This is a genomic window from Caballeronia jiangsuensis (assembly GCF_046030135.1).
GTDB lineage: Bacteria > Pseudomonadota > Gammaproteobacteria > Burkholderiales > Burkholderiaceae > Caballeronia > Caballeronia jiangsuensis.
In genome coordinates this window covers 1-22,571 of record NZ_JAQQDB010000057.1, presented here as the reverse complement: position 1 = coordinate 22,571, position 22,571 = coordinate 1, and the positions used below count along the sequence as shown (strand labels likewise).

20 protein-coding genes and 1 riboswitch are annotated in these 22,571 nt (G+C 62.3%); of the genes, 3 read left to right on the top strand and 17 right to left on the bottom strand.

The window, feature by feature from the left end; all coding sequences use genetic code 11:
• Positions 1 to 40: 40 nt before the first annotated feature.
• Positions 41 to 301, top strand: coding sequence for a hypothetical protein (locus tag PQR08_RS35405; protein WP_408164016.1), 261 nt, complete (start codon positions 41 to 43; stop codon positions 299 to 301).
• A 45-nt stretch (positions 302 to 346) separates the two neighbouring features.
• Here the strand turns inward: PQR08_RS35405 and PQR08_RS35400 are convergent, their stop codons facing one another.
• From PQR08_RS35400 to PQR08_RS35325, 16 genes are all read right to left on the bottom strand, one after another.
• Positions 347 to 1,423 carry a glycosyltransferase family 4 protein gene (locus PQR08_RS35400; protein ID WP_408164014.1) on the bottom strand — a complete coding sequence of 359 codons (1,077 nt, stop codon included), beginning with the start codon at positions 1,421 to 1,423 and terminating at the stop codon, positions 347 to 349.
• Positions 1,420 to 2,229 (bottom strand): hypothetical protein, encoded by an 810-nt coding sequence (locus PQR08_RS35395; RefSeq protein ID WP_408164012.1) that lies wholly within the window; start codon positions 2,227 to 2,229, stop codon positions 1,420 to 1,422. The genes PQR08_RS35400 and PQR08_RS35395 overlap by 4 nt, the downstream gene beginning before the upstream one ends.
• Positions 2,230 to 2,331: 102 nt before the next feature.
• A complete protein-coding gene (locus PQR08_RS35390; RefSeq protein ID WP_408164011.1) occupies positions 2,332 to 2,889 on the bottom strand; it encodes a hypothetical protein in 558 nt (185 codons plus the stop codon).
• The gene (locus PQR08_RS35385) at positions 2,886 to 5,108 is read right to left on the bottom strand and encodes a polysaccharide biosynthesis tyrosine autokinase (protein WP_408164009.1); all 2,223 of its coding nucleotides are present in this window, start codon (positions 5,106 to 5,108) and stop codon (positions 2,886 to 2,888) included. The genes PQR08_RS35390 and PQR08_RS35385 overlap by 4 nt, the downstream gene beginning before the upstream one ends.
• A gap of 22 nt (positions 5,109 to 5,130) precedes the next feature.
• Positions 5,131 to 5,568 carry a low molecular weight protein-tyrosine-phosphatase gene (locus PQR08_RS35380; protein WP_408164007.1) on the bottom strand — a complete coding sequence of 146 codons (438 nt, stop codon included), beginning with the start codon at positions 5,566 to 5,568 and terminating at the stop codon, positions 5,131 to 5,133.
• 371 nt (positions 5,569 to 5,939) lie between these two features.
• Complete coding sequence (locus PQR08_RS35375) at positions 5,940 to 7,022, bottom strand: TraB/GumN family protein (protein WP_408164005.1); 1,083 nt, start codon at positions 7,020 to 7,022, stop codon at positions 5,940 to 5,942.
• Between the two features lie 53 nt (positions 7,023 to 7,075).
• Positions 7,076 to 8,080 (bottom strand): peptide ABC transporter ATP-binding protein, encoded by a 1,005-nt coding sequence (locus tag PQR08_RS35370; protein WP_187606546.1) that lies wholly within the window; start codon positions 8,078 to 8,080, stop codon positions 7,076 to 7,078.
• Entirely contained in the window at positions 8,077 to 9,069 is a 993-nt protein-coding gene (locus PQR08_RS35365; protein ID WP_035499241.1) for an ABC transporter ATP-binding protein, read from the bottom strand. The genes PQR08_RS35370 and PQR08_RS35365 overlap by 4 nt, the downstream gene beginning before the upstream one ends.
• A gap of 1 nt (position 9,070) precedes the next feature.
• Positions 9,071 to 9,988 (bottom strand): ABC transporter permease subunit, encoded by a 918-nt coding sequence (locus tag PQR08_RS35360; RefSeq protein WP_408164003.1) that lies wholly within the window; start codon positions 9,986 to 9,988, stop codon positions 9,071 to 9,073.
• 13 nt (positions 9,989 to 10,001) lie between these two features.
• The gene (locus PQR08_RS35355) at positions 10,002 to 11,012 is read right to left on the bottom strand and encodes an ABC transporter permease subunit (protein ID WP_187606544.1); all 1,011 of its coding nucleotides are present in this window, start codon (positions 11,010 to 11,012) and stop codon (positions 10,002 to 10,004) included.
• Between the two features lie 126 nt (positions 11,013 to 11,138).
• On the bottom strand, positions 11,139 to 12,770 hold the full coding sequence (locus PQR08_RS35350; RefSeq protein ID WP_238218118.1) for an ABC transporter substrate-binding protein: 1,632 nt from the start codon (positions 12,768 to 12,770) through the stop codon (positions 11,139 to 11,141).
• Positions 12,771 to 13,090: 320 nt separating this feature from the next.
• Positions 13,091 to 13,930: a methylenetetrahydrofolate reductase [NAD(P)H] gene (gene metF, locus PQR08_RS35345; protein ID WP_035499539.1), complete on the bottom strand. Its 840-nt coding sequence runs from the start codon at positions 13,928 to 13,930 to the stop codon at positions 13,091 to 13,093.
• Positions 13,931 to 13,968: 38 nt separating this feature from the next.
• Complete coding sequence (locus tag PQR08_RS35340) at positions 13,969 to 14,322, bottom strand: phage holin family protein (protein ID WP_035499250.1); 354 nt, start codon at positions 14,320 to 14,322, stop codon at positions 13,969 to 13,971.
• A gap of 78 nt (positions 14,323 to 14,400) precedes the next feature.
• A complete protein-coding gene (gene ahcY, locus PQR08_RS35335; RefSeq protein WP_187606541.1) occupies positions 14,401 to 15,819 on the bottom strand; it encodes an adenosylhomocysteinase in 1,419 nt (472 codons plus the stop codon).
• 31 nt (positions 15,820 to 15,850) lie between these two features.
• A riboswitch (S-adenosyl-L-homocysteine riboswitch) is annotated at positions 15,851 to 15,984 on the bottom strand.
• An 80-nt stretch (positions 15,985 to 16,064) separates the two neighbouring features.
• Positions 16,065 to 16,787 carry an LrgB family protein gene (locus PQR08_RS35330; RefSeq protein ID WP_408163999.1) on the bottom strand — a complete coding sequence of 241 codons (723 nt, stop codon included), beginning with the start codon at positions 16,785 to 16,787 and terminating at the stop codon, positions 16,065 to 16,067.
• Between the two features lie 10 nt (positions 16,788 to 16,797).
• Positions 16,798 to 17,241, bottom strand: a complete 444-nt coding sequence (locus PQR08_RS35325) for a CidA/LrgA family protein (protein WP_187606539.1) — start codon at positions 17,239 to 17,241, stop codon at positions 16,798 to 16,800.
• 114 nt (positions 17,242 to 17,355) lie between these two features.
• Here PQR08_RS35325 and PQR08_RS35320 point away from each other — a divergent pair, with 114 nt between their 5' ends.
• Complete coding sequence (locus tag PQR08_RS35320; protein ID WP_408163997.1) at positions 17,356 to 18,300, top strand: LysR family transcriptional regulator; 945 nt, start codon at positions 17,356 to 17,358, stop codon at positions 18,298 to 18,300.
• Between the two features lie 62 nt (positions 18,301 to 18,362).
• On the opposite strand, the gene PQR08_RS35315 is transcribed toward PQR08_RS35320, so the two are convergent.
• Complete coding sequence (locus PQR08_RS35315; protein ID WP_408163995.1) at positions 18,363 to 20,042, bottom strand: OmpA family protein; 1,680 nt, start codon at positions 20,040 to 20,042, stop codon at positions 18,363 to 18,365.
• A gap of 310 nt (positions 20,043 to 20,352) precedes the next feature.
• Here PQR08_RS35315 and PQR08_RS35310 point away from each other — a divergent pair, with 310 nt between their 5' ends.
• Positions 20,353 to 22,050 carry an isovaleryl-CoA dehydrogenase gene (locus PQR08_RS35310; RefSeq protein WP_408163993.1) on the top strand — a complete coding sequence of 566 codons (1,698 nt, stop codon included), beginning with the start codon at positions 20,353 to 20,355 and terminating at the stop codon, positions 22,048 to 22,050.
• Positions 22,051 to 22,571: the final 521 nt, after the last annotated feature.

Sequence of the window (22,571 nt, the reverse complement as noted above, 5' to 3'; positions counted from 1 at the left end):
GATCGATGAACTCGGTACGCTCCCCTGTAACGAGGTCGCCATGCGCGTTCTGCACCGGAAAGCTGCGGGCCGCGATTCGCACATGCGCAGAGTCCTGAATGAATCGCGCTGCGAACTTGCGATGCGCCATGTGCGGACTCACTACCCGTTGGTCAAGCCTCAGGAAGTTGCCGTCCATCAAGAGGGTAATCGAGCGTTTCGGGTTCATGTTGGATCAACGCCGTTCATGTTGAAAAATCTGCTGCAGGTTTGCGCGGACTCGGTTCGAGCGGCGAAGCAATGCATCGCGGCTACAGATTGAAGCGGTCTCGTGTGAATTTTGTCCATGCACGCGCCGGATAGCGCGTCACGCATCTTCGTAGCAGTTCATCAAAGACGTGAGAAACGTCTCGGCGTTGAAGGCGTTCTTGAAAACATGGCGCGAATTTGTGCCCATACGACGGCAATCTTCGATCGTCAGGGCATTGAGTTGCTCCGCGAGGCAAGTACCCGTTAGCTGCCGCAGGATGAACCCGTTGTAGCCATGTATGACTTGTTCAGGAAGCGAACTCTCGCCTGCGACCACGAGCATCTTTCCTGCACGCATCGCTTCGGTCGGCACGAGCGCCAATCCTTCCCACCGCGATGGAACCACGATTACATCCATGTGCTGCATGGCATCCCTGACGCTACCGGGACTGATCCAGCCGTGATGAGTGACTCGCTGCATCTCGTGGGGAATCGACAGTCCGCCGCGTACCGCAGTGCCGAATACATGCACATGCAACCGGTCTTCTAGTAACGGCAGGGCGTCGAGCAAAATGTCGAAGCCCTTCTGATAGTCGAGGCGTCCGAAATAGCCGACCTGAAGCGGTTGCCGTATGTGCGCGGAAGCCTCGATGCCCACGGGAGTCCCGACAGCCTCGTCGTCGAAGGGGATGCCTGTATAGATCAATTTGATCTTTTCTGTCGCAATGCCGTACTGGCGGGCAGCGCGGACCTCCTCGAACGACATACAGAGAATGCGTGAGCAGCGTCGCGCCAGTCGGCGCTCGAACATCGCGAAGACATACGCGCTCAAGCGCGATACGTCCCGCTTCATGAACGACCACGCATGCGGCGTATATAAGACCTTCGCGTCGTCGAAGCGGCCCAACCTGATGTAGACGCCCGCATACGTACTGTGGCAATGGATTACATTCGCCTTTTGCGAACCGATAAGCGTGTGCAGCGTCTGCGCAATCGATGCGAACATGAGCGGATTGCGGCTCGATCGATATTCGACGATCGCGATATTCCGCGTGTCGAACGTCTTCGGAGCGACCAGGCGCGGATCGCAAACCAGCACGATTTCATGTCCCGTGCGACGCTGCTCGTGCATCAACATCGTCACATAGCTGGCGATGCCTCCGATCCAGGTCTCAACCACATGAACTATTTTCATGGTGCATCTCGTTGCGTCCACGGCGCCCGATCGCGCCTTCCCTCTTTCAGCAGCAGTGTCAGGGGCAAAGCAAAAAGGACGATCCACCGCACGATGTAGTATGCGATGACGTTCGAGTCGAAAAGAAGAAACAGAAACGGCAAGGGATAGCACACGATCCGTACTGGCAGCCACCGCCAGCCGGCGCCCTCGCCCAGCTGCTGGATACGGGCGATCAGCCAGCCAAGAATGACGAACGACAAGATGTAGCCGGAAATGCCGAAGTTGACGAGAAATTCGCCTGGCATCCCGAAGAGTAGTGTCGTGCTATCGGACTGATTCGTTTCCGTTTTGCGGACGATGCTGCTTTTCTCTTTTGCGAATGTTTCCGGCTTGGATTCCCAAATGGCCCTGGGCACGATAGCCGCGACCGCGCCGGCGAAACTGCGCCCCATGGCGAGCGTGTAGCCTGGGTGTTGTTCCGTGTCGAGCGCGAGTACCTGTACGTCGAAGCGCGACAGGTCACGAAACAGGAAAAAGCTGACGGGCCCCATCGAGAGCTGAAGCATTCGTTGTTCAGCGAACTTTCTCGACACGTCATTCAGGTCCGAAAAGTCGATGCCGAACTTGAGGGGAATCATGGCGAGTCCGCCTACGGCGACGCCGATCCCGACAAGTCTTGCCACGCGCTGGCTGATGCGCCGCACGAATGCGTGATAGATGAGGCAGGCAAACAGAATCACGAACACCATGCCTTGTCGGTTTCCGAAAACACCGGAAGACAACCAGCCCAACACGACGAGCTGAACCAACGCCAAAGTGCGCATGAGACGTCCGCGCCACGGTCTCAACATCACGCATACGAACATCCAGAGCGGAGACGTATTGGCGAGTGCTTGGATGACGCCTAGCCCCTCCAGCGGATCGTTCTAAGTGACGGACGTCTCCAGGCGATCCGCGTACAGTTGCGCGATGCGGCCGTATCCACCGAGTTTCAGATAGATGAGCGCAAGAGCGCCGAACGCAAATAGCGCGAACACATAGGCTTGACGGTTCATCGTGACATTGCGCTCCGGGCGCAAGCCAGCCGCAACGCGCGGGCGTCTGCTTCGCATCACGATCAGCGTCACATTCATCGCCCACAGGCCAATGATGTTCAGGACGAACCAAAGGACCGTCGCATCATTCTGCTGGGGCAGAAGCGTGAGATAGATTTCGTCGTGCGCGATCAACTGACAGATCGGAAGCACGCCGAAGTACATGAGCGCGAACAGCCGCCAGAGCTTCAGCATGTCGCTGTCCGCTTTGATGCGGAGAATGCTTGCCGCACTCGCCAGCACGAGACAGACGGTCAGCACATTTGCCCGCCCCAGATACACCGCGGTAAATAGACCGGTTGTCGCGACGCCGCCCGCCGGTAGCCAGACCAGCGCGCGAAGGAGACTTTCACTCGGCGCGCGCAGCCGAGCCGATTTCCTCGAACTCATCTCACCGGCAGCTCGTCGGCCTGGTATTGGTATGCGGCATATCGGTACGCACCGTACTTCGACCGATAGCCAAGGCCCCGCGGTTCGACGCCGTTGAGAATGACGCCTTTGACGGTGGTATTGGCACGCTGCAATCGCCGTGCGCCCTCGTTCAATTCACCGATAGTGGTCTGCTCGAATCGCGCGATCATGAAGACGGATCCATCATGGGTCGCGATGATCGCCGGATCTGATACGGCAAGCACCGGCGGCGTATCGATGATCACGAGATCGTAACCTTCCCCGAGCACGTCCAGAAGACGCCCCATGTTGTCGCTCGACAGAAGTTCGGACGCTTCGGGAGCAATGCTGCCGGTCGTGATCAAATCAAGACCAGGAAAGACGTCGCGCTGTATGACATTCTCAGGAGACGCGTGCGCAAGCAATAGTTCCGACAAGCCTTTTCCCCGTATGCTCCCGAAATACTGGTGAAGATGTCCGCGCCTCATGTCCGCGTCGATCAATAGGACCCGCTTGCCGGGGCAGCACAGCACGGAAGCAAGATTGGCGGCGACGAACGACTTTCCGACGCCGGGCGTCGGGCCGGTGAGGAGCAAGCGGTTATTGGGAGCGTCAAACATTGCGAAGCTCAATGCGGTGCGCAAACTGCGCATGCTTTCTATCGCTGGTTCCTGCGAATTCGATTTCGCCAGCAGAGTTCGGCTTTGTTGACCCGACTTGGCGCGCGTTTTCTTGGAGTTCTGTGTCGCTGACAAAGGAATCGTCCCGTACACGCTAAGGTCCGTGTATCGTTCGATCTCGTGCGTATCTGTGATGCCGCCGTAGAACCATTCCCGCGTGATAGCCGCGCCGATGCCGAGCATCAGTCCAAATATCGCAGCCAGACCCATTACAAGTGGCACCCGAGGCCAGATGGCTTCTTCCGGAATACGCGCTTCGTCCACTTGACGCACATCTCCGACTTTGCCGGCCGCAACGAGCTTCAGTTGCTGGATGTTGTTAAGCGTGGCGATATAGATACTCTGATCCACTCCTACATCGCGCATAAGCGATACCGTCTGCTGCTCGACGTCCGGCAGGCGCTTGAGGCGAACGTCGACGTCGCCAATATTTCTCTTTATCTCGCCGATCTCACGTTCAAGAGCCATGACCGCGGGATGGTTAGGCGTGTAGCGACCGGCGAGATCGGCTTGCTGCTGCTGAAGCTCCAGGAGACGACTTTGCGTCGAGACGCTTTGCTGCAGGTAGGTCTGCGCTTCGAGACTCACGTCGAACGTACCGTGCTGATTACGCACGGCGTTGTAGCGCGTCTCTGCACTCTCCAGACGCTGTTTGAGCTCAGGCAGCAGACCCTCCAGGAATTGCGAGGATTTTTCCGCTTCCGCCGCGGTGCGCTTCACGTTCTGTGCGACGTACGCCTGACTGATCCGATTGAGGATGGCCGCAATCTGCTGCGGGTCGCTTCCTCGCAGAGAGGCGGTGATGATGTTGCTTTGCTTTCCCTTCTGCTGAACATTGAGTTTCTGCCGCAACTCCGTGAGCGTCTTGAGCCTGGATTCGCGGACGAGATTGAATCTCGCGCCAGGCTTGCCGTGCATTTGCGCTACCAGAAGATGAATTCGGCCGACGCTTTGCTCGACGTCCAACGTCTTGCCGACCTCGCCTTCGATCGGGTTGTCGAGGTCTGTTTGTGTCAATCGAAAGTGATGGCTATCCAGCAGCGTGAGCGCAAAGCGCTCGCCTTCCAATTCCTTTGGTACATCGAACTCCGGCACGTTCACCGACTCCGTGCCCCAACAAAATCCTCCCCATCCGAGCAGGCCTGGAGTAGATAGGGACTTGGCACGTTCGCTAAGGCGCCGGCCGAGCATAGGAAAATACCGCGGTTTTGCGTCGATATAGAGACGCAGGCCATTCACCGCCTGATCGACGACCATGCGTGATTGCAGAATGTCCAACTCGCTTTCCGCCTGTGTTTTCACGTTGAACAGCGAGGACATGTCGCCGAGCAGCGTATTTGCGGCCCCCCCAGCCCCCTGCTCCACCTGAATGAGGACGTCGGCCTCGTACAGCGGTTTCGCGAGAAACGAATAGGCCGCCCCGAGCAATATGACCAGCGCGAAGATACTCGCAACCAGCCAACGTTTTGCAATCACGATATCGAGATACCGGATCAGGTCGCCGCCCTCTTCAGAGCGTTCGTCGACCACCAAGTCCATGCGATCTTTCACTGTTACTCACTCAAGCCATTGCTTTGATACGCGGAACCCACGCGTCGACGCCCTGACGGATCGACTCAAAGGCGATGTGAAATGCCGCGATGGATTTTCCGTATGGATCGGCCACATCGAACTGACCGATCTCGCCCAGTCGAAACACCTTTCCCGATGCACCGGGATAACGACGCATGATCTCGTGCCTGTGGGTCGTTTCCATCGAAAGAATCAGATCCGCGTCACTGACGAGCCCCTTGCTGACCTGTCGAGCGCGGTGTGAGGAAATGTCGATACCCATGTCAGACATGACGCGAATGGCATGCGGATCAGGAGGGGCGCCAACGATGGCGTCGAGACCGGCTGACGTGACGGTGACGCGGCCGGCTTTTTCGCCGATGAGGTATTGCGCCATCGGGCTGCGGCAGATATTCCCGACACACACAACAAGGATCGTTCTGATCATTTAGCTACGGTTGCTTTCGAGACGCCGAATATGTGGCGCAGCGATACAACTCGAATAAAAAAACTCGCCTTGGGGCGAATAGGGCATAGGGTGAGCGATGACCCAACGTCGTGTGTCACGTCGAGGAAGGGCGAGCGTCTTACGCGATGCGCGATAGGAACGCATCGCACCTCGTTCTGAAGACCGGGATTCAACGGGAGAATTGACGCGCTCCGAATACTAATCGTGTTTCTCCGATACATGCCGATTAACATCAAATATGCCAATTGCCTGCTCGGTGTGCCGGGCTTATTTGATTTCAAGCGCGATCGGATGGAAGCGCTACCGCGAACACGTGCCGAAGTCTTTCGTACTCGATCTTCGTGGGTAGCTCACCCCGGCACCACCACAAACCCCCTCTTCCTCAACAGTTCGAGCACGCCCCTCGGCCCACCGAGATGCAACGCCCCGATGGCAACAAAAACCGGCTTATCCGGCGCGGCCAACCCAACCATCCTCGCAACAAACCGCCGATTCCGCTCATACACGACGCGATTATCGACCTGCGCCGCCAGCGCCGGATTCCTCGCGAGCTTGCCGCTCTTCGCATCATCCCAGGCCTTCAAAGCGTCCGCATCGCCGATACGCCATAACCGATGCAACTCCTTCACATCCACAACATTCTCCGCAGGCGTCTGCACCAGATCCTGCGCGAGCATCTCACGCTGCTGCGCCGACGTGAGTCGTGTGAATGTAGAGATCTGCTCGTTCAACGTCTCCAGCCCGACGATCTTCCCGCGCGCCCGCAGATACACATTCTGCAATTGCGCCTCCGTGCCGTACTCGCTCTGAAACCCCGCCTTCAACGTGTCGTACGTTTCGATCAGCATCGACGCGAGCCACGGACGCGTATGCCGCAACTCCTTCAGCGCGTCCGGATTGCCGCGCATGCGCGTCTCGACCTTCTTCCACATCGCGTCCGGCAGATAATCGATCAGGCACTCGCTGCGGCACATGCCATAGCGGTTCACATCGTCTTGTGAGAGCAGCAGTTCATCGGGAGAAATTTCGAGCGCCAGTGTCGGCGATGCATCGAGCGCCGCAAGTATCGATTTGCGAAACGGCTGCTCCGGCGGATAGTCGCTCGCGAACCCCACATGGAGCGTGCCGAGCACATAGATGGTCGTCGTGCCCTTGGTCGCGACATAGAAGGGCATCCGCGGCGGCTGCGCGCGCACCGGACCGCTCGCGGTCGTGCCGTCCGAGCGATCCGCGCGCGGCGGCGAAGCAGGATTGGCCGGCGCGGCGGCGGACCCGGCATCGCCCGCGGCCTGCGGCGTGCGCGATCCGACCACGGCGAAGCCCGCCGACGGGACCGAAACTCCCGCCGTAAACAGCACGAACGACAGCACGATGGCTGTCGTTTTGGCGAACGCCGCGCATGAGAAGCGCGGCTTGTCGTATGAATCCGGCACGGCTCACATCTTAAAACATTCGCGTGACGCACCGAACACCTGCCCGGCGAGATTCAGACTTCGACTTCGCCTACCTCTTCGGCGCGATGACACGACACCTCACGTCCGTCGACCGTGCGCAGCTTCGGCTCCTCCGCGCGGCATCGCTCGATCGCATACGGGCAACGCTGATGGAACGTGCAGCCCGACGGCGGATTGAGCGGCGACGGCATCTCGCCCTGCAGCTTGATCTTGATGCGGCGGTCTTCCTCGAAGATCGCGGGCGTCGCGGACATCAGCGCGCGCGTGTACGGATGGCGCGGATTCGCGAAGATCGTCTTCTTGTCGCCCACTTCGGCGACACCGCCGAAGTACATCACCATCACGTCGTCGGCGATATGCTCCACCACCGACAAGTTGTGCGAAATGAACACGTAGCTCGTGCCGAACTGCGCCTGCAAATCCATGAACAGATTCAGGATCTGCGCCTGAATCGACACATCGAGCGCGGACACGGGTTCATCCGCGACGAGGATCTGCGGATCGAGAATCATCGCCCGCGCGATGGCCACGCGCTGACGCTGCCCGCCCGAAAACATGTGCGGATAACGCGTCGCATGCTCGGGCCGCAGGCCGACGGTGCGCATCATCTTCGCGATGCGCTCGGCGCGTTCCGTCGACGAGAGCGACGTGTTGATCGCGAGCGGCTCGCCGAGCGTCTGCTCGACGGTCTTGCGCGGATTCAGCGACGCGAACGGGTTCTGAAACACCATCTGCACGCGCTGCCGCAACTCGGCGATCTTCGCCTTGCTCGCGCCCGCGACATCGTCGCCGTCGATCAGCAAGCGGCCCGACGTGGGCGGCTCGATCATCGTCAACTGGCGCGCGAGCGTGGACTTGCCGCAGCCCGATTCGCCGACGACCGCGAGCGTGCGCCCGCGCCTCAACTCGAACGACACGCCGTTGAGCGCTTTCACCGTGCCGTGCTGGAACGCGCTGCGCTTCACGTCGTAGTACTTCGTGAGCTGGTCGGCGGCGAGCACGATGTCCTGATTGATTTCCTTCGGTACGGCGTTCATCGCGCGCCTCCTTCCACCACTACATCGATGTTCAACGGCCTGATGCAACGCGCGCGCACGGCCGGGTCGTGCTTGTCGAGCTGAAACAGATTCGGCCGGCCCTTCCAGCAATCGTCGACGACGTACTTGCAGCGCGGCGCGAAGAGACATCCGCTCGGCCGGTCGTCCTTGCCCGGCACCATGCCCGGCAGCGCGGCGAGACGCTCCGCGCCGCGGCTATGCTCGGGAATCGCGGCGAGCAGCGCTTCCGTGTACGGATGATGCGGCTCGCTGAAGATCGTCGGCACGTGATTCGTTTCGATGACCTCGCCCGCGTACATCACCGCCACGCGCTGCGCCACCTCCGACACGACCGCCAGATCGTGCGAGATTAGCACCAGCGCCATGCCGCGTTCCTTCTGCAGCGTCACGAGCAGTTCCATGATCTGCGCCTGGATCGTCACGTCGAGCGCGGTAGTCGGCTCGTCGGCGATCAAGAGCTTCGGATTGCACGCGACAGCCATCGCGATCATCACGCGCTGGTTCATCCCGCCCGACATCTGATGCGGAAACGCGTTGATGCGGCTTTTCGCATCCGGAATGCCGACCTGATCGAGCAGTTCGAGCGCGCGCTTGTTGAGCGCATCGCCGCGCAAGCCTTCGTGCAGCTTCAGCACTTCCTTGATCTGATAGCCGACGGTATAGCTCGGGTTCAGGCTCGTGAGCGCGTCCTGAAACACCATCGCGATGTCCTTGCCGATGATCCTGCGACGCGCGCGCGCCGACGCCTTCAGCAAGTCCTTGCCGTCGAACGTGACCTGATCGGCGGTGACCTTGCCGGGCGCGTCGATGAGGCCCATCAGCGCCATCATCGTGACGCTCTTGCCGGAGCCGGATTCGCCCACGACGCCGACCACTTCGCCCGGCTTCACGGAGAGGTCGATGCGATCGACCGCCTGCGTGCCGCCGAACGTCACCTGCAAATTGCGGATAGTCAGAAGATCGTTCATGTCAGCCCATCCGTTTGAGTTTCGGATCGAGCGCGTCACGCAGACCGTCGCCGAGCAGGTTGATGACGAGCACCGAGACCAGAATCGACAGGCCCGGCATCGTCACGATCCACCATGCGCTCTCGATGTAATCGCGCGCCGATGCCAGCATCGCGCCCCACTCCGCCGCCGGCGGTTGCACGCCGAGGCCGAGGAAGCCGAGCGCGGCGGCATCGAGAATCGCGGACGAGAAGCCGAGCGTCGCCTGCACGATCAGCGGCGCGGCGCAGTTCGGCAGCACTTGCGAGAACATCAGCCGCACGGTGCCCGCGCCCGCGACGCGCGATGCCGTCACGTATTCCTTCTGCAATTCACCGAGCGCCGATGCGCGCGTCAGACGCACATAACCCGGCAACGCGACGATCGCGATCGCGAGCATCGTGTTGACGAGCCCCGGCCCGATGATCGCGACGACGGCGACCGCGAGCAGCAGCGACGGCAACGCGAGCAGCACGTCCATCACGCGCATGATCGGCGTATCGAGCCAGTTGAAGAACGCGGCCATGAGACCGAGCACGACGCCCGGAATCAGCGCGAGCACCACCGACACGAAGCCGATCCAGAACGACAGCCGCGCGCCGTACATCAGACGCGAGAGGATGTCGCGGCCAGCTTCGTCGGTGCCGAGCGGGAACATGCGGTTGCCGCCTTCGAGCCATGCGGGCGGAATCTTCACGTAGTCGCGGTATTGCTCGATCGGGCTGTGCGTCGCGATCAGTGGCGCGGTAAGCGCGATGAGGATCAACACGAGCACGATCAGGCCCGCGACCACCGCGCCGCGATTGCGCGAGAAGTTCGCCCAGAACTCGCGCGCCGCGACCATGCGGCCGGAAGGCGGTGTCAGCGCCTGGGGCGGGAGATTGTTTTGAATGTCAGCCATAACTTGTTTGACCTCAGCGAGTATGGCGAATGCGCGGATTCAACACGCCGTAGAGCAGATCGACGACCAGATTCACGACGATCACGAGTGTCGCGATCATCAGAATGCCGCCTTGCACGACCGGATAGTCACGACGCGAAATGGCATCGATGAGCCACTTGCCGACGCCCGGCCACGAGAACAGCGTCTCGGTCAGCACCGCGCCCGCGAGCAGCGTGCCGACCTGCAGGCCGATCACCGTCACCACGGGAATCAGCGCATTGCGCAACGCATGTACTACAACCACGCGCAGCGGCGACAAACCCTTCGCGCGCGCCGTGCGGATGTAGTCCTCGCGCAGCACTTCGAGCATCGACGAACGCGTCATTCGCGCGATGACCGCGAGCGGAATCGTGCCGAGCACGATGGTCGGCAGAATCAGATGCGACACCGCCGACGTGAACGCGCCTTCGTCGGTGGAGAAGAGCGCATCGATCAGCATGAAGCCCGTGACGTGCGGAATGTCGTATTCCACCGCGATGCGGCCCGACACCGGCGTCCATCCGAGCTTCGCCGAGAAGAACATGATGAGGATCAAGCCCCACCAGAAAATCGGCATCGAATAGCCGGTGAGCGCGGTGCCCATCACGCCGTGATCGACGACGGTGCCGCGCCTGAGCGCAGCCGCGACGCCCGCAGGCAGCCCGACGACGAGCGCGAAAATCATCGCGCAAATGGAGAGCTCGACCGTCGCGGGAAAGCGCGCGAGGAACTCGCCCATCACGCTCGTATTCGTGATGATCGAGGTGCCGAGATCGCCTTTCAGCGCATGCCCGACGTAAGTGAGGTATTGAACCGGAAGCGGCTGATCGAGGCCGAGGCGCTTCATGGCTTCGGCGTGCATCGCCGGGTCCACGCCGCGCTCGCCCATCATCACTTCGATGGGGTCGCCAGGGATCAGGTGGATGAGCGCGAACGCGAGAATCGTAATGCCGATGAACGTCGGTATCACCATTCCTATGCGTCGCAAAACGAATCGGAACATGATCGCCCTTTTCGGTATTGGAGGGACTAAAAACGTGTACGGCGGCTTGGATCGTTGTTCGACCCGCGCCGCCGGACCTTTTCGATTAGTTATGGTTTAGTGCAAAAAGCGTTCCGCAGCAAAACCTTATTGCATCCCGACGCCATCGAAACGCACGTAGCCAAGCGGCTCGATCTTCATGTTCGTCACCTTCTTGCTGACAGGCTGATACACGGTCGAGTGCGCGATCGGCGAGAACGGCAGTTGCTGCGCGAAGATCTGCTGCGCATCGGTGTAGGCCTTGGTGCGCGCGGCGACATCGGTGGTCGAGCGGCCCTTCACGACGAGATCGTCGAACGGCTTGTAGCACCACTTCGAGAAGTTGCTGCCCTTCACCGCGTCGCAGCCGAGCAGCGTGCCGAGCCAGTTGTCGGGGTCGCCGTTGTCGCCCGTCCAGCCGATCAGGAGCGCATCATGTTCGCCCGCGTGCGCGCGCTTCAGATACTCGCCCCACTCGTACGACACGATGTTCGCCTTCACGCCGATCTTCGCCCAGTCGGCCTGGATCATTTCCGCCATCAGGCGCGCGTTCGGGTTGTACGCGCGTTGCACGGGCATCGCCCACAGCGTGATTTCGAAGCCGTTCGGGAAGCCCGCTTTCGCGAGCAGTTCCTTCGCCTTCGCGGTGTCGTACGTCTGCCCCTTCAGGTTCTTGTCGTAGGACCACTGCGTCGGCGGCATCGGTGCGGTGGCCGGCTGGCCCGCGCCCTGATACACGGAATCGATGATCGCCTTCTTGTTGATCGCCATGTCGAGCGCGCGGCGCACGTCGGCGTTGCCGAGGTCCTTCTTCGTCACGTTGTACGCGACATAGCCTTCGTTGAAGCCCGCCTGCGACGGGGTGTCGACAGTCGACACCGACTTCAGCGTCGAGATATCGCCCGGACGCGGATAGCTCATCACCTGGCATTCGTTGTTCTTCAGCTTCTGCACGCGCACGGCGGCATCCGGCGTGATCGAGAAGATCAGCTTCGAGATCTGCACGGCGTTCGGCTTCCAGTAATCAGGATTGCCGTCGAAGCGGATGGTCGCGTCCTTCGTGTAGCTGCGGAAGATGAACGGGCCCGTGCCGACCGGCTGCTGATTGATGTCGGCGGCCTTGCCGTCCTTCATCAGCTTGTCCGTGTACTCGGCGGACAGGATCGACGCGTATTCCATCGCCATGTTCTGGATGAACGGCGCGCTCACTTCCTTCAGCGTGAACTTCACGGTGTACGGGTCCACCTTCTCGATCTTCGAGATCAGCTTGTCCATGCCGAGATCCGTGAAGTACGGAAACTGCACGTTGTACGCCTTGCGGAACGGATTGTTCGGATCAAGCATGCGGTTGAACGTGAAGATCACGTCGTCCGCGTTGAATTCGCGCGTCGGCTTGAAGTACGACGTCGTCTGGAACTTCACGCCGTGGCGCAGATGGAACGTGTAGGTGAGTCCGTCGGACGACACGTCCCACTTTTCAGCGAGACCCGGCTCGACCTTCGTGCCGCCGCGCTCGAACTCGACGAGACGGTTGTACACGGTGAACGTGTTCGCGGTGAAATCGGTGCCGGTCGTGTACTGGGCCGGATCGAAGCCGGCCGGGCTGCCTTCGGAGCAGTACACGAGCGTCTTGTTCGGGATGGCGGCATTCGCCGCGGTCGCTGCGAAGAGCGTCGCCGTGACCACGGCGCCCGCGAGCGCCGAACCGCGGACGGCTCGCAACAGGCTGTTTTTGTTCATGTTTCCTCCAAGTCAATGCCGGCTTCTGGCCGGCGTAGCGCGAGTTTACTTGATCGCACCGCCCGTTTTTCGGCGCGTGTGCGCGAAGTCGGGCGCTACCCTAGCACGAACAAAAGTGACATGCGCGCTTGGTTTTCCCCACTAGAACTTGTCGTCGATGACGCTTCGATAAGGGTAGGTTATCTGCCATGCGTGGAGGTGATAGACGCAGGGCGAAATATTGCGTGCGACGGCACTTGTCTGCGCAAAAAAGTGAACAACGACGGAGGAAAGGAAAGAACCGCGCGGCGAGCGCCGCGCGGGTGAAACATTGATGCAGCTCAGACGTTCTTGAAGCCGAGACGTTCGCAAACCGTCTTCGACGCCCACGCGCCGTTGAGCGTGTAGAAGTGCAGCCCCGGCGCGCCACCGTCGATGAGGCGGCGGCACAGACCCGTCACCACGTCGACGCCGAATGCGCGAATCGACTCGCGATCGTCGCCGAAGCTTTCGAGCCGGCGCGCGATCCACTTCGGCACTTCCGCGCCGCACATGTCCGAGAAGCGCATCAGTTGCGTGAAGTTCGTGATCGGCATGATGCCCGGCACGATCGGCACGTCGACGCCGAGCTTGCGTGCTTCCTCGACAAACTTGAAGTACGAATCGGCATTGAAGAAGTACTGCGTGATCGCGGAATTCGCGCCCGCCTTCACCTTGCGCGCGAAGTTTTCCAGATCCGCGCGCGGCGACTTCGATTGCGGATGGAACTCCGGATACGCGGCCACTTCGATGTTGAACCAGTCGCCGTGCTCCTGGCGAATGAACGCCACGAGCTCGGACGCATAGCGCAACTCGCCGACTGCGCCCATACCCGAAGGCAGATCGCCACGCAGCGCGACGATATGGCGAATGCCGTGCTCACGGTACTGCGCGAGAATCGCGCGCAGATTCTCGCGCGATGAACCGATGCACGAAAGATGCGGCGCGGCTTCGAAGCCTTCCGCGGCCATTTCGAGCACGGCGTCGAGCGTGCCTTGCTGCGTGGAGCCGCCCGCGCCGAACGTCACGGAGACGAACTTGGGCGAAAGCGTCTTCAGCTCGGCGCGGGTAGCGCGCAGCTTGTCCACGCCTTCCTGCGTCTTCGGCGGGAAAAACTCGAATGAGAGTTCGATCGGTTTCATGATGTTTTCTGACGAACGGCAGCGTTCGCGCTCCAGCGTCACCCGAAATTACGATTCCCGAACACCAGCGCCGACAGCAGCCACGACACGATGCTGTACAGAATCGAGCCGAAGAACGCGGACCAGAAGCCCGATACTTCGAAGCCCTTCAACAGCGACGAGCACAGCCAGAAACACAGCGCATTCACGACGAGTATGAAGAGCCCGAGCGTGACGATCGTCACCGGCAGCGTGAGGATGATGAGGACGGGTCTGATGACCGCGTTGATGAGCCCCAGCACGATTGCGATGATGAGCGCCGTGCCGAAACTGCGAATGTGGATCGACGGCACCAGATACGTGATGATCAACAGCGCGAGCGCGTTGATCAGCCATGTCAGGAGCAGGGTCATCGAGGAATCTCCGGTTGATGCGTGTTGGTTGCGCGGGGCGATCTCCCGCTCCGCGCAACGATTCGCCGCCGCTCGCGATCAGTAGCGGTAGTGGTTGGGCTTGAACGGACCGTTCTTGTCGACGCCGATATAGCCGGCCTGCTCGTCCGACAGCACGGTCAGTTCCGCGCCGATGCGGCCGAGGTGCAGGCGCGCGACCTTCTCGTCGAGATGCTTCGGCAGCACGTAGACCTTGTTCTCGTATTTCTTGCCCTGCGTGAACAGTTCGATCTGCGCGAGCGTCTGGTTGGTGAACGAGTTCGACATCACGAACGACGGATGGCCCGTCGCGCAGCCCAGGTTCACGAGACGGCCTTCAGCCAGAAGGATGATCTTCTTGCCGTCCGGGAAGACGATGTGATCGACCTGCGGCTTGATGTTGTCCCACGTGTACTGGCGCGTCGAAGCGATATCGATTTCCGAATCGAAGTGGCCGATGTTGCAGACGATGGCGTTGTTGCGCATCGCCTTCATATGGTCGTGGCTGATGACGTGGTAGTTGCCCGTTGCCGTCACGAAGATGTCCGCGCGGCTGGCGGCGTATTCCATCGTCACGACGCGGTAGCCTTCCATCGCGGCTTGCAGCGCGCAGATCGGATCGATTTCCGTGACCCACACCGTCGCGCCCAGACCGCGCAGCGATTGCGCGCAGCCCTTGCCCACATCGCCGTAACCGGCCACGACCGCGATCTTGCCCGCGATCATCACATCGGTTGCGCGCTTGATGCCGTCGACGAGCGATTCGCGGCAGCCATAGAGGTTGTCGAACTTCGACTTCGTGACCGAGTCGTTCACGTTGATGGCGGGGAACGGCAGACGGCCTTCCTTCTCCATCTGATACAGGCGATGCACGCCCGTGGTGGTTTCTTCCGTCACGCCCTGGATGTGTGACAGACGCGTGGAGTACCACGTGGGATCCGCATCCAGATGCTTGCCGATGGACTTGTACAGCGCGACTTCTTCCTCGTTCGTCGGCTTGGCGATGACCGAGCGGTCCTTCTCCGCCTTCGCGCCGAGGATGAGCAGCAGCGTCGCGTCGCCGCCGTCATCGAGAATCATGTTGGCGAACTGACCGTTCGGCCATTCGAAGATGCGATGCGAGAACTCCCAGTATTCGTCGAGCGATTCGCCCTTGAACGCGAACACCGGCGTGCCGCCGTCGGCGATGGCCGCGGCTGCGTGATCCTGCGTCGAGAAGATGTTGCACGACGCCCAGCGCACGTCCGCGCCCAGCGCGGTCAGCGTTTCGATCAGCACGCCCGTTTGAATCGTCATGTGCAACGAACCGGCGATGCGCGCGCCCTTCAGCGGCTGCTGCGCCTTGTATTCCTCGCGCGTCTGGATGAGGCCCGGCATCTCCGTTTCGGCGATGTCGAGTTCCTTGCGGCCCCATGCGGCGAGCGACATGTCGGCGACGACGTAATCCTTGGTATTGGAATCGAGAACTGCGGCGTTCATCACGCCCTCCTTTCTAAATAGTCTAGAAATGTTGACGTGAGCGCCGTTCGATGCGGTGGTTCAGCGGGCGCCTTGCTTGCGTGGCGCTTTCGAACCGTCCGGATTGAATGCTTCCGAGCCTGGCGGCCTGTGTGTTTTCTGGCCGTCGCAACGCTCCTCGGAAGCGAGCGTCGATTGTAGCAAAGTCTCGTGGGAACGATCCTATTCTGAGACGCGCGCGTGGGCTTTCGCGGCGCCGTCCGGGATCAGAACGGCAGAACGCTCAGCAGCGGCGCGAGCAGCACCATCGCGACGCCCGCGATCATCATCGTGAGACTCGCGACGACGCCCTCTTCGCTGCCGAGTTCGCGCGCCTTCGCCGTGCCGACGCCGTGCGCCGCCGCGCCGAACAACGCGCCGCGCGCAAGCCGCGTGCGCAAGGGCACGAGCGCGAGGACGATTTCGCCGAACAGCATGCCGCAGACGCCGGTCGCGATCACGAAAAGCGCGGTCAGATCCTTCGGCGCGTGGATCTTGTCGGAGACGGCGAGCGCGAAGGGCGTCGACACCGAGCGCGTCGCGAGGCTGCGCTGCAGTTCCGGCGACAGATGCAGTAGCTTCGCGAGCATCAGCGATCCACCGACCGCCACCAGAATCCCGACCGCCACGCCGACCGTCAGCGAAATCCAGTGACGCTTGATGAGCGCGCGGTATTCATAGATCGGCACCGCGAACGCGACGGTCGCGGGACCGAGCAGCCACATGAGCCAGCGCGTGTCGGCGAAATAAACCGAGTAAGGAATGCGCGCCATCACGACGATGAGCGCGAGCACGGCCGGCACCGCCAGCAACGGCGTGAGCCAGGGCTGCCGGAAGCGCGCATAGAGATGCTTGGCCGCGAAATACAGCGCGACGGTCAGCACGAAGCAGCCCGCCGCGATGAGCCGCGCGGCGTCGTCTTCGATGAGAGCGGCGAAGAAGTGGTTCATGCCGGCGTGCTCAGGCGCGCGCCGCATGCCGCGCCACGAGCGCGCGGCGCAGCGCGAGGCGGCGTTCGAGGCCTGCCGCACGGTCGACCGCGAACGCGACGGCCACCATCACCATCAACGTTCCCCCGACGACGACGAGCGCGAGTCGCCAGCCATCTTCCATGAAAAGGCCGCCGTACTGAACCGCTGCGACCGCCGCCGGAATGAAGAACAGCAGCATGTCCGAGAGCAGCCAGTCCGCGCCCGCCTTCACCCAGCGCGGCGCGATGCCGCCGCAGAACAGAAGCGCGAGCAGCGCGACCAGACCCACCACGCCGCCCGGAACCGGCAGCGCCAGCTTGCGCGCGACGAAATCCGCCGCGACCCAGATCGCCGCGAGCGCGGCGGACTGCACCGCGACGCGCAGAAAGCGGCCGAAGGCGGATTGCGGATGAGTCATGACGACAGCGGACATGGCGGGCTCTTGGACTAGGGTTAACCTGTAGCCCGAGTATATGGGCGCACCTAGCATAATAAAAATGAATTAACCTTATCCAAAACATTCCGAACTGGAATTCTGGAGTTGAACATGGAATTGCGCGCCTTGCGGTACTTCATCGAAGTCGTGAAGCAGAAGAGCTTCACCGCCGCCGCCGAGCACATGTTCGTGACTCAGCCGACCATCAGCAAAATGGTGAAGGCGCTGGAGGATGAAGTCGGTTCGCCGCTGCTTCTGCGCGAAGGCCGTCAGATGGTGCTGACCGACGCGGGGCAGATCGTCTATCAGCGCGGCGTCGAGGTGCTGGCGGCGCACGCGCGGCTTGAGGCCGAGCTGAACGATCTCGGCACGTTCGGGCGCGGCACGCTGACGATAGGCATTCCGCCGATGGGCGGTTCGCTCTTCACGCCCGCGATCGCGGCGTTCCGGCGTCGCTATCCGAAGGTCGAGCTCAAGTTGTTCGAGCGCGGCTCGAAGGCGATCGAGGCGGCGCTGATTGATGGCGAACTGGAACTGGGCGGCGTCCTGCAGCCCGTCGATACCGCGATGTTCGACGTTCTGCCTGTCAGCCGGCAGGTTCTGTGGCTCGTCGCGCAGAAAGGCTCGCGCTGGGACGATGCCCGCGAAGTCGCCCTCACCGATCTCGCCGCCGAGCCCTTCGTGTTCTACGGCGAGAGCCTCGCGCTCAACGACGTCGTGCTCAACGCGTGTCGCGAAGCGGGTTTCGCGCCGACGATCGTCGGCCGCAGCGGGCACTGGGATTTCATGGCGGCGCTCGTGCAGGCGGGCATCGGCATCGCGCTGCTGCCCGCGCCCTATTGCCGTCGGCTCGACGCGAACGCGTTCACCTGCCGTCGGGTCGTGGCCCCGGAAATTCACTGGGATATGGCGCTCGGCTGGCGGCGCAACGGCTATCTGTCGCACGCGGCGCGCGCGTGGATCGAAGTCGCGCGCGAAATGCTGCCGGCGAATCTCGATCAGGATTTCATGGCCGATGGATTCCCGCGCGCCCGACGCGACAGCCCGGAAACATAACGCGCCGGCCGCCGTGAGCGGGCCGGCGCGTTCTTCTTAGCGACTTCCGGGCGTTTCCGGAATCAGCTCATTTCCTTGAACTCGATCCGGCGATTTGCCGCGCGGCCCTCGCGCGTCGCGTTGTCCGCGATCGGATGGGCGTCGCCGAAACCTTCCGCCGTGAGCGTGTCCGCCGGCGCGCCGTGCTGGATCAGATAGCTGCGCACGGCTTGCGCACGCTTCTTCGACAAGTGCAGATTCGACGCCGCATTGCCCGAACTGTCCGAATAACCGCCGATCTGCAGCTTGACCGGCTTGCCCGCCGTGCTGCATTCCTTCAGCGACTTCGCGGATTGGGCGAGTTCGTCCAGTGCGGCGTGCGGCAGCGCGTTCGACGCGAAGCCGAAGGTGATCGGATGCAGATTCAGATTTTTCGCGGCGTCGCTGGCGGCACAACTCGCGGCGGCTTGCGCGTCGGAGGCGGCCAGGGCCTTCGCTGCGGCGGTGGTGTCGGTTGCGGCGATCGTCCAGCCTTCGCCGAAGAACGACTTCAGCTTGTCCATCCAGCCGAGCTTCGGATCGCCCGCGCGACCGTCCAGATCGATCTTGTCGCCCGCGATGCGCACTTTCGCGCCCGGCAGCGTTATGACCGGGAGCAGGCCGTCGAGCTTGCTGATCCACGTGGCCGGCTTCGTGTCCGGATCGACGGTGATGTTCGCGTGGAATTTGTCCGCGCCGAGCTTCGCCGCGAGTGCGTCGATCAGCTGGTGCTTCTCTTCCTCGCTGTTGACCGTGGCGGTCAGCGTGGGAACGCCGGATGCATCGACCGCGACCGACATCGTCGAGTCCTTGCCCGGCAGCGCGACGGGCGCCGATGACTGATCGGCAACCGCCGACGCCGTCGCCGAGGTGTCGGAAGCGGCGGCTGCGTTCGAATTCGAATCGGACAGCGCATCCGGCTTCGCCTGCGGCGCGGCGTCCTGCTCCGGCTTTTCGGTCGAACAACCGCGACCGATCAGAACCGCGAGCAGAGCGAGCGCGGCGGCGAGCGCGACCCACCACCACTTCTTCTTGCGGGCGTTTTCCTTGACGGGCGAATCGATCGCGGCAGGCGCTTCCGGCGGCTGGGAGAAGGCCGCCGCTTCCTGCGTCGCCGGATGTTCGAGGTGCGCCGCCACGGCCTTCAGCCGCGATGCGACACCGGCAAGGAACGCGCCGACCGAACCGAGACCGAGCGCATTGGCGAACGCGTCCGTCAGGTTCGCGCGCACCACGGGCAACTGATGGCCGAGGAGCGTCGGAAGCTGGTCGGGGTTGCCGTTGTGCTGCGTGAACTGGCGCTTGAGCACGCCGAAGAGCGTCGCGCCGACCACGCCGATCAGCGTGCGCGTGGCGCTCGCCGCAACGCCCGTATATTCGGCGATGCGCTCGGCGAGCACGTTGATGCTGTCGTGCGAGGCGATCGCGATATCGACGTTCGCGCCGGCGTCGACTAGCGTCTTGAAGCCATCGTCCTGAATGGCGAAATGCGGCAGTTCTTCCGCGATCAGCGCGTTCGTGCCCGGCGACATGATCGACGCGAACAGATTGCGCGCGCCCTCTAGCGACGACGCCTTGTTCATCATCGCGCCGATGAGCGCCGGGCCGCACAGCGACACCACGCGCTTGGCCGATTCCGGCGCGCAGCCGATGCGCCCGGCGATGTGCTGCAACACGCTTTCTGTCAAAGCGCTCTGGACAACTTGATTGAGGTTCATGCTCATTGAGAATGCTTCCGTGAAAGGCGTTATTGCATCCGCCCGAATAGACGAGCCGATTATAGGTTCGGGGTCCTGCGCGTCATTGGGGCGCGAGTAACAATCGGATTTATCTCAGTGATCGGCGTTTTAGGACCGCGCATCAGAAAGGCGTTCCGGAGTCTGAAAAGAGCGATGCGTCTACACGTCCGACCAATGCGCGGCCTATGATTCTTGAATTCGAGATGGTGTCCGGGACAGTGAAACGGCTGTTGCGCCCGCCCTACAGTGACGAATTCCCGCGCCGCCGATCCGCGCGCAAAGAAGGAGACCGACGATGTCCGATCCCGCCGATCGCCCGTTCGGGCAGACACACGAAGTCACGAATCAGGCGTCGCCGCTCGTCGGCTACGACGCTTTCGCCTTCGATCCGGCGCTCGTCGCCGCCGTGGAGCGCGAAGGCGCGCAATGGCACGCGGAAACGCTCTCGCGCGACGGCATGGCGCTGACGCAGCCGGAAGTCGTCGCGCTGGCGGAACTCGCCAACCGGCACGAGCCGGAACTCGCGACGCATAGTCCGCGCGGCGAGCGGATCGACGCTGTCGAGTTTCATCCGGCCTGGCACGAACTGCTGCGGCGTCTGCGGCGCGAAGGGCTGCACGCGCTGCCGTTCGAGCCGTCCGCGCGGGCCGGATCGATGGCCGCGCGATGCGCCGGCTACTACCTGCACGGCCAGCTCGAATCGGGTTCGCTATGTCCGATCACGATGACGTTCGCGAGCATTCCGATCCTGCGCAACGAGCCTGATCTGTTTGCGCGGATCGCGCGGCCGCTGCTGTCGCGAGAGCACGATCCGCGCGACATTCCGCTCGAAGCCGGCAAGCATTCGATGATGATCGGCATGGGCATGACCGAAAAACAGGGCGGCTCCGACGTGCGCAGCAATCGCACACGCGCCCATGCGCTGGGCGCACCGGGACGCGGCGGTGCGTATCGGCTGGTCGGTCACAAATGGTTCTTTTCGGCGCCGCAATGCGACGCGCATCTCGTGCTCGCGCGCACCGCCGACGAAGGCGGCCTGTCCTGCTTCTACGTGCCGCGCTTCACGCCGGACGGCCGCAAGAATGCGGTGCAGGTCCAGCGCCTAAAGGACAAGCTCGGCAACCGTTCGAACGCGAGCAGCGAGGTGGAGTTCTTCGATGCCTACGGACTGATGATCGGCGATGAGGGGCGCGGGGTGCCGACCATCATCGAGATGGCGAACTTCACGCGGCTCGATTGCGTGATCGGCAGCGCGGCGCTGATGCGCGCGGCGCTCGTGCAGGCGATCCATCACGCGCGGCATCGCAGCGTATTCGGCGCGCGTCTCGTCGATCAACCGTTGATGCGCAACGTGCTCGCCGATCTCGCGCTCGAATCCGAGGCGGCGACGGTCCTGTTCATGCGGCTCGCGGGCGCGTTCGAGCAGAGCGGCGCGCCGGGCGGAGCGCTCGCCGAGCGCGCGTGGCGGCGCATCGTGACGCCCGCCGCGAAGTTCTGGGTGTGCAAGCGCGCGCTCGAATTCACCGGCGAGGCGATGGAGGTCTGGGGCGGCAACGGCTATGTCGAAACCGGACCGATGGCGCGTTTCTATCGCGAGGCGCCGGTCAATTCGATCTGGGAAGGTTCAGGGAATGTGATGTGTCTCGATGTGCTGCGCGCGTTCGAGCGCGAGCAGGACGCCGCGCACGCGCTGCTCGATGACTGGCGGACGACCGCGGGCGCGCATCCGGCGTTGGCGGGGGCGCTGGCGTCGCTCGTCGACATGCTTACGGGCGATCCGGGCGCGAGGGAAGCGTCGGGGCGGCGCATCGCGCAGCAACTGGTGCTTTGCGCGCAAGGGGTGTTGCTGGCGCGGCATGCGCCGCGGGACGTCGCGGATGCGTTCATTGATACGCGGCTCGGTGATGCGCGTGGTGAAACTGGGCGGGTTTATGGCACGCTGCCGGCGCGCTTCGATCATGGGGGGATTGTTGGGCGGGCGTTTGCTGCCTAGGGCCTTGGGCTTCTATGGAGTGCCTGTATTCGCGGTGGTCTATTAGCACTGCCCCTGTGCGGGGCGGCAGTCACTTTCTTTGCTGCTGCAAAGAAAGTAACCAAAGAAAGCAGCTATCCCCAGCCTAAGCACTTCACACCGGCCGCGGCACAGACGATTGGCCTAATGGCCCGGCAGTAGCGAGTGCCCCCAAAAACTCACCGGGCTTGGCTCGCGCACGGTTTGCCGCCCGAGACGATTCAGCGCGCTGGTTCAGCACGAAAGAGTTCCGGCACAGCGCTACGCGCTGCCGTTGGGTATGCGAGGGAAACCGTCGAAGAAGAAGCGCACGCGGACCCGGTTGACCCATCGGCCGCGAAGCGGGCCGGAGCCATTTGGTGCTGAACCAGTGACGCAAGCGATGCGATGCGGCAGACCGTGCGCGAGCCAAGCCCGACTGGGCCTTCGAGGGCGACACTTAGGCGAGTGCCACCGCGGGCTGGCAAGCATGGCCAAACTGCGTGTGACCGCGGGCTTAAACG

Bases quoted from the DNA above. Each gene is read 5' to 3' on its own strand.
- PQR08_RS35310 (WP_408163993.1), top strand. From the start codon at position 20,353: ATGTCCGATCCCGCCGATCGCCCGTTCGGGCAGACACACGAAGTCACG.
- PQR08_RS35385 (WP_408164009.1), bottom strand. From the start codon at position 5,108: ATGGACTTGGTGGTCGACGAACGCTCTGAAGAGGGCGGCGACCTGATC.
- PQR08_RS35405 (WP_408164016.1), top strand. From the start codon at position 41: ATGCGCGTTCTGCACCGGAAAGCTGCGGGCCGCGATTCGCACATGCGC.
- PQR08_RS35320 (WP_408163997.1), top strand. From the start codon at position 17,356: ATGGAATTGCGCGCCTTGCGGTACTTCATCGAAGTCGTGAAGCAGAAG.
- PQR08_RS35390 (WP_408164011.1), bottom strand. From the start codon at position 2,889: ATGAGTTCGAGGAAATCGGCTCGGCTGCGCGCGCCGAGTGAAAGTCTC.
- metF (WP_035499539.1), bottom strand. From the start codon at position 13,930: ATGAAACCGATCGAACTCTCATTCGAGTTTTTCCCGCCGAAGACGCAG.
- PQR08_RS35355 (WP_187606544.1), bottom strand. From the start codon at position 11,012: ATGTTCCGATTCGTTTTGCGACGCATAGGAATGGTGATACCGACGTTC.
- PQR08_RS35340 (WP_035499250.1), bottom strand. From the start codon at position 14,322: ATGACCCTGCTCCTGACATGGCTGATCAACGCGCTCGCGCTGTTGATC.
- PQR08_RS35325 (WP_187606539.1), bottom strand. From the start codon at position 17,241: ATGTCCGCTGTCGTCATGACTCATCCGCAATCCGCCTTCGGCCGCTTT.
- PQR08_RS35400 (WP_408164014.1), bottom strand. From the start codon at position 1,423: ATGAAAATAGTTCATGTGGTTGAGACCTGGATCGGAGGCATCGCCAGC.
- PQR08_RS35360 (WP_408164003.1), bottom strand. From the start codon at position 9,988: ATGGCTGACATTCAAAACAATCTCCCGCCCCAGGCGCTGACACCGCCT.
- PQR08_RS35365 (WP_035499241.1), bottom strand. From the start codon at position 9,069: ATGAACGATCTTCTGACTATCCGCAATTTGCAGGTGACGTTCGGCGGC.
- ahcY (WP_187606541.1), bottom strand. From the start codon at position 15,819: ATGAACGCCGCAGTTCTCGATTCCAATACCAAGGATTACGTCGTCGCC.
- PQR08_RS35380 (WP_408164007.1), bottom strand. From the start codon at position 5,568: ATGATCAGAACGATCCTTGTTGTGTGTGTCGGGAATATCTGCCGCAGC.
- PQR08_RS35370 (WP_187606546.1), bottom strand. From the start codon at position 8,080: ATGAACGCCGTACCGAAGGAAATCAATCAGGACATCGTGCTCGCCGCC.
- PQR08_RS35315 (WP_408163995.1), bottom strand. From the start codon at position 20,042: ATGAGCATGAACCTCAATCAAGTTGTCCAGAGCGCTTTGACAGAAAGC.
- PQR08_RS35330 (WP_408163999.1), bottom strand. From the start codon at position 16,787: ATGAACCACTTCTTCGCCGCTCTCATCGAAGACGACGCCGCGCGGCTC.
- PQR08_RS35395 (WP_408164012.1), bottom strand. From the start codon at position 2,229: ATGCGCACTTTGGCGTTGGTTCAGCTCGTCGTGTTGGGCTGGTTGTCT.
- PQR08_RS35350 (WP_238218118.1), bottom strand. From the start codon at position 12,770: ATGAACAAAAACAGCCTGTTGCGAGCCGTCCGCGGTTCGGCGCTCGCG.